Annotated in this window: 8 protein-coding genes, 1 rRNA gene and 1 pseudogene; 8 read left to right on the top strand and 2 right to left on the bottom strand. The window is 31.5% G+C overall.

What is annotated here, in order from left to right:
* The first annotated feature begins 270 nt into the window (after positions 1-270).
* From FGK85_RS13100 to ssb, 3 genes and pseudogenes are all read left to right on the top strand, one after another.
* A pseudogene (locus FGK85_RS13100) lies at positions 271-2,343 on the top strand (beta-galactosidase).
* 53 nt (positions 2,344-2,396) lie between these two features.
* Positions 2,397-3,722 carry an MATE family efflux transporter gene (locus FGK85_RS13105; RefSeq protein WP_243122888.1) on the top strand — a complete coding sequence of 442 codons (1,326 nt, stop codon included), beginning with the start codon at positions 2,397-2,399 and terminating at the stop codon, positions 3,720-3,722.
* Between the two features lie 224 nt (positions 3,723-3,946).
* On the top strand, positions 3,947-4,282 hold the full coding sequence (gene ssb / locus FGK85_RS13110; protein ID WP_138207338.1) for a single-stranded DNA-binding protein: 336 nt from the start codon (positions 3,947-3,949) through the stop codon (positions 4,280-4,282).
* Positions 4,283-4,517: 235 nt separating this feature from the next.
* On the opposite strand, the gene FGK85_RS13115 is transcribed toward ssb, so the two are convergent.
* Together FGK85_RS13115 and cls are read right to left on the bottom strand one after the other, a co-directional pair.
* Positions 4,518-5,120: a uracil-DNA glycosylase gene (locus tag FGK85_RS13115; RefSeq protein WP_138207340.1), complete on the bottom strand. Its 603-nt coding sequence runs from the start codon at positions 5,118-5,120 to the stop codon at positions 4,518-4,520.
* A 365-nt stretch (positions 5,121-5,485) separates the two neighbouring features.
* Positions 5,486-6,913, bottom strand: a complete 1,428-nt coding sequence (gene cls, locus FGK85_RS13125; protein ID WP_396276641.1) for a cardiolipin synthase — start codon at positions 6,911-6,913, stop codon at positions 5,486-5,488.
* A gap of 204 nt (positions 6,914-7,117) precedes the next feature.
* On the opposite strand from cls, the gene FGK85_RS13130 reads away from it, so the two are divergent.
* From FGK85_RS13130 to FGK85_RS13150, 5 genes are all read left to right on the top strand, one after another.
* Positions 7,118-8,182, top strand: coding sequence for an HD-GYP domain-containing protein (locus tag FGK85_RS13130; RefSeq protein ID WP_138207344.1), 1,065 nt, complete (start codon positions 7,118-7,120; stop codon positions 8,180-8,182).
* 261 nt (positions 8,183-8,443) lie between these two features.
* A complete protein-coding gene (locus FGK85_RS13135) occupies positions 8,444-9,175 on the top strand; it encodes a GntR family transcriptional regulator (RefSeq protein WP_171011432.1) in 732 nt (243 codons plus the stop codon).
* A 16-nt stretch (positions 9,176-9,191) separates the two neighbouring features.
* On the top strand, positions 9,192-10,352 hold the full coding sequence (gene nagA / locus FGK85_RS13140; protein ID WP_138207348.1) for an N-acetylglucosamine-6-phosphate deacetylase: 1,161 nt from the start codon (positions 9,192-9,194) through the stop codon (positions 10,350-10,352).
* Between the two features lie 507 nt (positions 10,353-10,859).
* Positions 10,860-11,606 carry a glucosamine-6-phosphate deaminase gene (nagB, locus tag FGK85_RS13145; RefSeq protein WP_138207350.1) on the top strand — a complete coding sequence of 249 codons (747 nt, stop codon included), beginning with the start codon at positions 10,860-10,862 and terminating at the stop codon, positions 11,604-11,606.
* Between the two features lie 445 nt (positions 11,607-12,051).
* A 16S ribosomal RNA gene (locus tag FGK85_RS13150) occupies positions 12,052-12,175 on the top strand; the annotation flags it as partial.

The following is a 12,175-nucleotide window of genomic DNA, read 5'->3' on the forward strand; positions in this document are numbered from 1 at the left end:
AAGATTTCGTGGGGTAGGGGTAAGTGTATCTATTTTTGCGACCTATCGGTCTGCGGGCTTACCAGCCCTTTAAGTAAATGTAAAAAGATACAATTCCAGTAAAAATAAAATTTTTACTGGAATTTAGGTGCTAAATCTCTGAAAAATATTAAGTAATATGGAAACTTTTCAGAAAATACTGTACAATTCTTATATAGTGATGAATTTTAGATAAAAATAGTGAAATATATATGTTTGTAAAATTAATAATTTAGGGGGGGCTTGGATTTCATGAAAAGATATGAACCTATAAGTAAGAAATGTAATTTTATGTTGCATGGAGCAGATTACAATCCCGAACAGTGGGAACATATTCCGGGTATTTGGAATGAGGATATGAGACTTATGAAGCTAGCAAATTGCAATGTAGTGTCAATAGGCATGTTTTCTTGGAGTGCCTTGGAGCCTGAAGAAGGAAATTTTGAATTTGCATGGCTTGATGAAATTATGGACAAATTATATAAAAGTGGTGTTTATGTAATACTTTCTACTCCTAGTGGAGCTAGACCTGCTTGGATGTCTCAGAAGTATCCTGAAGTATTGAGGGTTAGGGAAAACAGAATTAGAAATCTTCATGGAGAGCGCCATAATCATTGTTATACATCCCAAATTTATAGGGAAAAAGTTCGCATAATAAATACAAAACTGGCTGAGAGATATAAAAATCATCCTGCTCTTATTATGTGGCATGTATCAAATGAATATGAAGGCGAATGTCATTGTGAACTATGTCAACAGGAGTTTAGACAATGGCTTAAGGAAAAATACAATGGAGATTTAGACAAGCTAAATAAAGCATGGTGGACAGGGTTTTGGAGCCACACATATACTGATTGGTCACAAATAGAATCACCATCACTACAGGGAGAAACTAATTTACATGGATTAAATTTAGATTGGAAAAGATTTGTTACATACAAAACAGTAGATTTCTTTAAGTGGGAAACCATTCCTTTGAGAGAAATAGCACCAGAAATACCTATAACAACAAATTTTCATGAGTACGTGAATATAGCAAATAGCTTAAATTATTGGGAGTTTGCTCCTTACTTAGATGTGATTTCTTGGGACAACTATCCTTATTGGCATGGACAGCGTCCAGAACCTTTAGAAGCATCTAGAAGGGCATTTATACATGATATAAATAGATCTTTAAAGGGTGGGAAGCCATTTATGATGATGGAAAGTTCCCCTAGCGCAACTAATTGGCAGCCGGTGGCTAAATTAAGACGTCCTGGCATGCATGTTTTGGCATCACTTCAAGCCATAGCACATGGCTCAGATACTGTTCAGTATTTCCAGTGGAGAAAAAGTAGAGGATCTTCTGAAAAATTTCATGGGGCAGTAGTGGATCACTGTGGGCATGAAAATACTAGGGTGTTTAAGGAGGTTTCAAAAGTTGGAGAAATATTATCCAAACTTGATTCCGTTGTTGGAACTTCAGTAGAGCCAGAGGTAGCTATAATTTACGACTGGGAAAATTGCTGGGCCATGGAGGATGCTCAAGGGCCTAGAAAAGAAAAAAAGGATTATTTTGAAACCTGCGTAAATCACTACAAAGCCTTTTGGGAAATGGGAGTACCTGTAGATGTGGTAAATATGGATGCAGATTTTTTAAAATATAAGCTAGTTGTAGCACCTATGCTTTATATGGTTAAAAAAGGTGTGGGAGAAAGAATAGAGGAATTTGTAAAAGCAGGAGGGACTTTTGTAACTACATATTGGAGCGGCATAGTGGATGAAAATGACTTATGCTTTCTTGGAGGATTTCCGGGGCCCCTTAGAAAGGTTACTGGAATATGGTCTGAAGAATTAGATGCTTTATATGATGGTGAAGTAAATTATGTTCAATTTAAGAGTGATAATGAATTGGGCATGGCTGGAGAATACCAAGCTAGTATATTCTGTGATTTAATTCATGCGGAAACAGCTAAAGTGCTTGCCACTTATAAAAATGATTTTTACGCGGGAATGCCTGCAGTTACAGAAAATATTTTTCATAAGGGAAAAGCTTACTATATAGCATTCAGAAGCAACGAGGACTTCCTTTTGAATTTCTACAAAAAAATAGCTCAAGACTGTAATTTGAAAAGAGCAATAAATGCTGAACTGCCTCAAGGAGTTACTGCACAGATGCGTACAGATGGGTAAAAAGATTTTATATTTATTTCTAACTTTACTGCAGATAAAAAGAGCGTGAATTTAAATAAAAACATATTTAAAGATATGGAAACTGGAAATAAAGTAGAGAAAATTTTGGACTTAGATGCCTATGGAATGAAAATACTACAGAATATTAGATAATTGAAAATAGTACCTTCTAAATTTGAATATTATGGAATATGGATGTGTTTAAAATGAGTGATAAAGATATTAAAAAAAGGGTATATTCAATGATATTACCTATAATATTAGAAAACATACTGGAGATGACTGCAGGTATTGTTTCAGCAGGTATGATAGGGAGAATAGATGTTACGGCAATATCAACACAAGGAGTATGCTCAAGACTTGTAGGTATTTTGTGGTGCATATTTAAAGGCGTATCCATTGGAGCAACAGTTTTAGTGGCTAGAGCATATGGTGGTAATAATAAAAATAAGATAAAAAAGGTATCTCAGCAAACATTACTCCTTTCTCTTATATTAGGATTATTTTTTCAGGTAATATTATTATGGCAAGCCCATGCCTTTTTAAGTATATTTAATCCTAGTGATGGAATAATGAGAATGGCGGTGCCGTATTTAAAATTAATTTCTTTTGGACTTCCATTTCAAGCTATTATGATTGCAGTAACAGGTATACTCCAGGGAACAGGAGATGGAAAAACTCCAATGATTATATCTTTATTTATGAATGGGGTAAATATAATAGTTGGATATCCATTAATATTTGGAAATTTTGGTTTTCAGTCTATGGGGCTAAAAGGTGCTGCTATTGCTACTGTAATATCTCAAATTGTTGCAGCATTAATAGGTTTGTACGTACTATTTAAAAAAGGCGGTTTATTAGAGAACTCAGAAAAAATATTTAAATTAGAATTTAAGGAAATTTCATCAATACTTAATATAGGAATACCATCAGCTTTTGAATCACTATTTTGGCAGTTTTCAGCTATAATACTCACCAGGGTGATGTTATCCTTTGGTGAAGAACCTTTTTCTGCATACCAGCTAGGTCTCCAAGCAGAAACTATTTCAGAAATGCCAGCACTGGGATTTGGAGTTGCAGCTACAACTTTTGTCGGACAGGCACTGGGAGCTATGGATAAAGAACTTGGCAAAAGGTACGTAAAAGTAATTAAAAAAGGTGGTTTATTAGTAATGGCTTTTGGAAGCCTTTTGCTTATTTGTTTCCCTAATCAAATTATGAGGCTACTCACAGATGATCCTAAAGTTATAGCGCTTGGAGCCATTTATATTAGACTAATGGGTTTAATTCAAATACCTCAAAATCTAGCAAGGGTTTATAATGGAGCTCTAAAGGGAGCTGGATTTACTAAAATACCTATGATGGTATCGGGGCTTGGACTTTGGGGAGTTAGAATACCACTTTCTCTTATATTAACTTATGTTTTTCATATGGATATAGTATATATATGGTTTATTATATGTGTTGATCAAGTATTTAGATTTATTCTCAGCATAGTTTGGTATAAAAAGAAGGAAATTTTTACAGCGTAAATAACTAAATTAATATTTAGTATATAGGCACGGAATTGAATGAAAATCAATATAAACAACCTACTATAAGCTTAAAAAATAGATAATTTAAAAAAATACCATAAAGTATAGCTATATTATTATAAAAATAAATAAAATAGCATTATAATTGAATAATTACCAATTAAATGGATAGAATTCATTGTAATAGAGAAAATGTTTTAGAAACAAGGAAGGAGAATACAATGAATAAAGTCACATTAATTGGAAGATTAACTAAAGATGCGGATCTAGTAGATTTAAATGACCCTGAGAGAAAGGGTGTGACATTTACTTTAGCAGTAGACAAAAGGCATAAGAATATAAATGGAGAAAGGGAAGCAGATTTTATTCCAATTATTCATTTTACAAATCATTATGATAGTTTAATAAAATATTTGTTAAAGGGAAGATTGATTGCAATTAGTGGAAGAATTTCTGTATACTCAAAAGACCAGCAGGATGGAACTAGAAAATACTATACAAGTGTTGTAGCAGATGAAATTAAATTTCTTGAAAGCAGAAAAGAAACAGCAATATAGGAATGTTGCGACGCAACATTCTTATAATTGACAATTGACAATTGACAGTTGACAATTATGGATGTTTTGCTAATGCAAAACTAAAATTAAAAACAGAAAAAGACCTAAATATAGATAAATTCTATGTTTAGGTCTTTTAAAATTTTAGTTTTTCTGTAAGAAAAACTTCATTCATTGTCCATTGTCCATTGTCAATTGTCAATTGTCAATTATAAAATTGCGTCGCAATTTATTCTTATTTTGTGGCAAGTGTCTTTAAAGCGGTGGCTAGTTTTTCCCAGTCTTTAGAGTACATAGCCTTAAATTCTTCATTTCTGTTATATGTAAGTGAAGAAGGGTGATACATAGGGAAAATATATCTTCCTATTTCTTCATTAAAATAAAGTTCTCCGTGGCAGGTGCCTATACTGATAAAAGGCGTAAGTCTTTTAAGAGGTACATTACCAAGGGTTACTATTAGTTTTGGATTGGCCAATTTAATTTCTTCATCTAATAGGTGCCTAAATAAATTTATTTCAGAAGTTTTTGGTGGGCGATTACTTATAGTTTCTCTTCCATTTTTTGAAAGTTTCTTTTTTATAGGCCTAAAAAAGCAGGTGTTTGTTATGCGTATATCTTTTCTGCTAACTCCTATAGAATTTAGATAACTTTCAAAAGTTTTACCAGCAATGCCTACAAAAGGTTTGCCTGTTTCTACTTCTGTTTTACCAGGGGCTTCACCTACAAATAAAATATCACAAGGTATAGGACCATCACCAGTTATCCATCCACCTATGTGTTCTTCTTTATAATTTTCTGATATATTTTTAATCTGATTTTTTATTTCTTCAAGGGTCATTTATTAAAACTTACCGTCACCAAAACCTTATAAAACTTTATGAAAAGATTATATAAATATATAGTTTAGTTTATTTCCTATTTCATAATGTCCGATTTTGCCTATTTTATAACCTTCTGTAAAGAGGTTAAATTGCGGCTACTTTCGTTTGTATAACACTCCATAGGCTTTATACACTTTATAAGTGCTTATATGAAGTTTTTTAATCTTCTTTTCAAGTTTTGCAATGCTCTTGGTTTTTTGGCAACTCTCTCCTTTCTTATTCATAATATATTTTGTTGAACATTGTCTTTGAAGTCTTTTTAAATTTTTACTTAGTTTTTTAACTTTGTTTGTTTTACTAATATTACTATTAAAATATATTTTTAAAGTAGGTTTGAAAAAATTCTAGCTACAGCTTCTATAAATTTTTTATAAAAAGGAGTATTTTCGAAATAGTTATAATCAACAAAAGTACTCTCCTTTAAATCATTTAAAAAAGTTGTTTTTAATTCCTCTGTAGAGGATTTATCGTATATAATTGCATTTATTTCATAGTTTAATTCGAAGCTACGAATATCCATATTGGCAGTACCTATAGTAGAAATTTCTCCATCTACGGTCATAAATTTAGAGTGCATAAAAGCCCCCTTTTTATAAAGATATATTTCAATACCGTACTTGGCAAGTTCTGCAAGGTACGTTCTAGACGCGTAATAGACGGTGAAGTGGTCGTAGATACCTGGGAATAAAATTTTTATTTTAATGCCACTTAAAGCAGCTATTTTTAGGGCGTTCATAACACTGGAATTTGGTACAAAATATGGTGTAGCTATATAAATATGATCTTTGGCTAGAAAAATCATTTTAATAATTACCTGCATAATAGAGGCGTTTTCTGAGTCAGGACCGCTTTTCACTAATTGCATTACCTTTCCTTTAGAGTTATTAGGGGTAGGAAAATATGATTCAAAATCACTATGCCAAGGGAATTCATTTTGACTTTTTTTAACCATAAAAAAGTCATCTAAAAATGAAGCTTGAAGGCCAAGCACAGAGTCACCTTCAATCATTATATGGGTGTCTCGCCAGTAGCCTAATTTGCTTTTACCTAAGTATTCATCTCCAATATTTATTCCACCTAAAAATCCTATTTTACCGTCTATAACAACTATTTTACGATGGTTTCTATAATTTAGTTGGGTATTTATCCTTTTAAATAATGGAGCTAGAAAGTAAGTATAAAAAACTACATCTACCCCTGCAGATTTTAAATCATCTATAAAGTCCTTTTTTATAGTAGGGGAACCAACTTTATCTATGATAAAACGAACTTCAACCCCTTCTTTAGCTTTTTCTATTAGTATGTCTTTTATTTCATTTCCTATTGTGTCATTTTTAACTATATAATATTCAAGATGTATGTGATGCTGTGCATTTTTAAGACAAGTCTTTAATGCCTTAAATTTTTCTTCACCATTAGCAAAGATGGATATATCATTATCTATAAAAACCGGACAATTATTATTATTCATTATCAAGTGTATGAGAGAAGAATATTTAACATTTTTTATATTATATAGTGCTTCTGATACAAGCTTGTGAGTGCGCTTAGTAACCTCAGGGTTTAACTTGTGCTTTTTCCAATTCCTGCCCGCGAACACATACAAAAATAACCCTATGGGTGGTAGTATTATTAATACTAATAGCCATGCTATGGTTTTTTCTGGTCTACGTCTTTCTAGAACGATTACTACTGTTGATATTATAGCATTTATTATAAAAAACCAAGAGAGTATCCGTATAACGCCAATATTCATAGGAGTCCTCCTTAACAAATTAATTATGCAAAAAACATATTTTATAGTTTAAAACTTTTAATAAGCTAAGTGTTCAATTTATTGATTTATGTAAACATATAATAGCAATTATTTTTAAATATTTCAAAGGATTTATGATAAATTTATAGAAATATTCTATAATATGTAAAATTGTATTTCAATTCTGTGGGGGGTATTATGAGACTGGAATTTATAAAAAATTTAGGTGGAAAAGAAATTTTAGCTAGGAATATACTTTCTAGCGATGGAAATATACTTTTAAAAAAGGGAACTAAGTTAACTTTAAATTATATAAGACAATTGGAGTCAAATGGTGTATACCTTGTGTATATAAAAGATGACAGATTTTCTAATATAGATGTCAAAGAAAATGAAGAGATAGATATATTGAAGTCTTCAACTTTAAAGGAGATACCTTTTTTATTTCAAAATATATTATCGGGTGACAAAGCGGAAGTAAAGAAAAGTTTAAGAAACATTGAAAGTATTATTGATTACATTTCGGAAGAAAAGAATATAAATACTAACTTATACGAAGTAAAAGTATATGATGATTATACGTATATACATTCCTTAGATACAGGTATAATGGCTACATATTTAGGAGTTAAAATGGGTTGGAATAAGGAGAAGGTTAAAGAACTTGGGATGTGTGGAATGCTTCATGACATTGGAAAGACCAAAATTCCAAATGAAATAATTAACAAGAAAGGGCCTTTAACAGATGAGGAACTTGAAGTTATAAAGAAACATCCTGTATATGGAAGTAAAATATTAAAGGATAGAGGACTTTTTTCTGAAAGCATTATATTAGGGGTGTTGCAGCATCATGAAAAGATTTCAGGAACGGGATATCCTTTGGGACTAAGGGAAAATGAAATTTGTGATTATGCAAAGATAATAAGTATTTGTGATGTTTTTACTGCAGTAAGTGCAAATAGAAGTTATAGAAATAGATTTTCACCTAATGAAGCTTATGAGTTAATACTTAGTAATTCTGGCATAATGTTTGAGCCACAGTATGTAGAAAAATTTAAAGAATGTTTTTCTATATATCCTTTAGGATGTAAAATAAAATTGTCCAATGGCTTAGAGGGATATGTATTGGAGCAAAATGAAAATTTTCCGGATAGACCAATAATAAGAATTACATATGATAAGAATCAAAAGGGCAATGTTTATACATGTGATATGAATTTATTAGATAATCCTAATATTACCATAGTTGATGTTTTTATATAGTAGAAAGTTAGTAAGGAAAAGTTTACGGAATATATTTATCCGATGACTACCTGCCGTAATACTCCCACTTCTAACAAAGTGGGAGATAACGGCAGCTACGTCCCTGGATAACGATCTCTAACCTTCAGATGGAGTAAAAACTTCATCTGAAGGTTAGAAATCTATTTATAAAAAAATATTGAAAACATATATAATTTTAGAGTATAATTGGTATATACAACATAACAACATGATAATAGTGTGTTTGCATTGGAGGGTAATATTTTGAAAAAAATTTGTAAGGATAGTCCACTTCCACTTTATTATCAAATAAAACAAGTATTGCTTGACATGATAGAAGACGGGGAATTAGGGCCAGGAGAATTAATTCCGCCTGAAAGGGAAATTTGTGAGCTTCAAGAAGTGAGTAGAATGACTGTGAACAAAGCTATAATGTCTTTGGTTAACGAGGGAGTGCTATATAGAGAGCAGGGAAAAGGAACCTTTGTTGCTGAGCCTAAGGAAAAACAACAATTACAGTTAAAGGGATTTACAGAGCAAATGGAGGAAAAGGGACTTAAGTCTAGTTCGAAGATAATATCCTTCAGTATAAAAGATGCTACTAATCAAATAAAAAATGCATTAAAACTCCCTGAGGAGGATAGTCAAGTTATAGAAATAAACAGATTAAGAATTATAGAGAAGGAACCCTATGCCATAGAAAAAGTTTTTATTCCTCGTTATATGTTTAAAGATTTGACTAAGGAAAGTTTAGAGGGAAAATCCCTTTATGAAATATTTAGGGAAAAGTATAACTTAAACCTAAAATTTGCAAAACAAACTATAGAACCAATAATGCTAAATGAGTTTGAAAGTAAATTGTTAAATCAAGAGAATAATTCCCTTGCACTTATGTTTAAAAGAACAACTTATTTAAAAAATGATATACCAATAGAACATACTAGAGAAGTATATAGAAGTGATAAATATAAATATGAGATAGTACTTACTTAATATGGGAGATGGTAACATGAAAATAATAAAAAATGGAAAAATAATAACTAAAGAGAACATTTTCATAGATAAAGTATTGGTTTTTGAAGAAAAAATTTTAGATATAATAGAAGAAAAAAATTTAGATGAATATATAGAGAAAGCTAATATAGCAAATATTGAGGTTATAGATGCAAAGGGTAAATATGTATCCCCCGGTTTTATAGATATACATGTCCATGGTTGTGGGGGCAGCGACACCATGGATGGTACATTAGAGGATATAGAAATAATAAGCAGCAATGTATGCAAAAATGGAGTAACAGCTTTTTTACCAACTACTATGACTATGGAAAAGGAAAAAATTTATGAGGCTTTAAATGTAATAAGAAAAAGCATGGGTATTAAAAATAAAGGAGCTAAAGTGGTTGGTGCACATATGGAAGGACCTTTTATAAATCCAAGACTCAAGGGCGCCCAAAATGAAAAATACATAGAGAAACCAGATTACAATTTTATTAAAGAGTATTTAGATACAATAAAAATAATAACTTTAGCGCCAGAAATGGATAAAGATTATGAGTTTATAAAAAAAGTTAAGAGGGATACAGATATAGTATTATCCATAGGACATACTAATGCTACCTACGAAGAAGCTATGGAAGCTATAGAGTTGGGAGTTAGTCACGGAACTCATACTTTTAATGCTATGTCACCTTTGCACCATAGAAATCCAGGAGTGGTAGGAGCCATATTTAATAGTGATGTTACCTGTGAATTGATAGCAGATAAAATACATGTGCATCCAGGTGCTTTTAATGTACTTATAAATGTAAAGGGTTTTAACAAAGTGGTATTAATTACAGATTGTATGAGAGCAGGAAATTTAAATGAAGGTAATTATGATCTTGGAGGACAAAAGGTAATAGTCAAGGAAAATTCAGCAAGACTTGAAGATGGCACATTAGCAGGTAGTATTCTAAGTTTGAATAATGGAGTAAAAAACATATTTAAAAATACAAATTTAAGCTTACAACAAGTAGTTTCTATGGCTAGTATAAATCCAGCTAAAATAATAAATATGGAGCATAAAAAGGGAAGCATAGAAATAGGCAAAGATGCAGATATTGTAGTTTTTGATGAGGAATTTAATATAAAAACTACAATAGTTGAAGGGAATATAGTTTTTAAGGCTTAGGTTATAAGTGGATTTTTATAGTGGAAGAAAATATAGTTTTAAGGTTTGGAGTACAATTGAATTTTTGTGTTTACAAAATCATAGCTTGATTTTTCTGTTGGTATTTCCTTTGTTTATATATGTTTTGGGTGAAACTATCTGTAAAAGTTGAGTTTACAATTTACAAGGGATTCATAATAAGAAAAAATTATAAATTAAAATTTATCCGATGACTACCTGCCGTAATACTCCCACTTTTAACAAAGTGCGAGATAACGGCAGCTACGTCCCTGGATAACGATCTCTAACCTTCAGATGGAATAAAAATTCCATCTGAAGCTAAGAGCTCTGTTTATCCGATGACTATCTGCCGTAACACTCCCACTTTTAACAAAGTGCGAGATAACGGCAGCTACGTCCCTGGATAACGATCTCTAACCTTCAGATAGAGTAAAAATTCTATCTGAAGCTAAGAGCTCTGTTTATATGAATTGAGCAAATAATATATAAGGAGAAGTGAAATGAGTTATGAGAATAATCGTTGTAGATAATTATGAGGAAATGAGTAAAAAAGCAGCTATAATGATGGCAAGTCAAGTGGTATTAAAACCTAACAGTGTACTAGGCTTGGCTACAGGAAGTACACCTGTAGGTATGTACAAGGAATTAGTAAACATGTACAAGGTTGGAGAAGTAGATTTTTCTGATGTAAAGACTTTTAATTTAGATGAATACTATGGTTTAGACAAAAACAACCAACAAAGCTATCATAATTACATGATGGAAAATTTATTTGATCATATAAATGTAAAAGAAGAAAATATTAATATACCTAATGGTATGGCAGAAAATGTTGAAAAAGAATGTTTAGATTATGATAGAAGAATAGAAGAGGTTGGAGGAATAGATATTCAAGTATTAGGAATAGGTGCTAATGGACATATAGGTTTTAATGAACCTAATGTTAGCTTTGAAGCGGGAACTCACTTGGTTAAATTAGATGAAAAAACAATAAAGGATAACTCAAGATTTTTTGACTCTATAGGTGAGGTGCCTACTACAGCAGTGAGTATGGGTATAAAGACAATAATGATGTCTAAAAAAATAATCTTATTAGCCAATGGAAAAGGTAAGGCAGAAGCTATAAAGAAAACTATAGAAGGTAAGATAACTCCAGAAGTACCTGCTTCAATTCTTCAATTACATAAAGATGTAACTTTTATAATTGATAAAGAAGCAGCTAATGAATTAAGTAATGTAAAATTTAAAAAATAATGTAGAGCTTTAAATTTATCCGATGACTACCTGCCGTAACACTTCCACTTCTAACAAAGTGGGAGATAACGGCAGCTATGTCCCTGGATAATGATTGCTAAAGCACCTAGAAAGATAATTATAATGTTCTGAATTAGCCTGGTGTGTCAATAACAGATATATGGAGATATATTTAGAAATATAGTGAAAAATAAACTTAATTTTGTGTAATGTCATATTTATAGGGTAAATACTTTAAATATTATGATAGAATATCCCTTGTCGCTAACGAGTACGACATCAAATCACAAAATTTAATTGAAAACAAAAATGTTGACAAATTAAATTTTATGTGATAAGATGATTAAGTCGCTTGAAGCGGCAAACAAACTGGTCTTTGAAAATTAAACAGAGATAATGATGAAAAATCATAAAGTCAGTGAATTTGAGTTTGAGATTGAACTTTTAAATTGAGAGTTTGATCCTGGCTCAGGACGAACGCTGGCGGCGTGCCTAACACATGCAAGTCGAGCGATGAAGTTCCCTTCGGGGAACGGATTAGCGGCGGACGGGTGAGTAACACGTGGGCA

It is taken from the genome of Haloimpatiens lingqiaonensis (assembly GCF_901447495.1).
In the GTDB taxonomy this organism is placed as follows: Bacteria; Bacillota; Clostridia; order Clostridiales; family Clostridiaceae; genus Haloimpatiens; species Haloimpatiens lingqiaonensis.

What these genes read in the sequence shown, in the direction of transcription:
- nagB (WP_138207350.1), top strand. Translation starts at nt 10,860, where the DNA reads ATGAGAATAATCGTTGTAGATAATTATGAGGAAATGAGTAAAAAAGCA.
- FGK85_RS13105 (WP_243122888.1), top strand. Translation starts at nt 2,397, where the DNA reads ATGAGTGATAAAGATATTAAAAAAAGGGTATATTCAATGATATTACCT.
- nagA (WP_138207348.1), top strand. Translation starts at nt 9,192, where the DNA reads ATGAAAATAATAAAAAATGGAAAAATAATAACTAAAGAGAACATTTTC.
- FGK85_RS13130 (WP_138207344.1), top strand. Translation starts at nt 7,118, where the DNA reads ATGAGACTGGAATTTATAAAAAATTTAGGTGGAAAAGAAATTTTAGCT.
- ssb (WP_138207338.1), top strand. Translation starts at nt 3,947, where the DNA reads ATGAATAAAGTCACATTAATTGGAAGATTAACTAAAGATGCGGATCTA.
- FGK85_RS13115 (WP_138207340.1), bottom strand. Translation starts at nt 5,120, where the DNA reads ATGACCCTTGAAGAAATAAAAAATCAGATTAAAAATATATCAGAAAAT.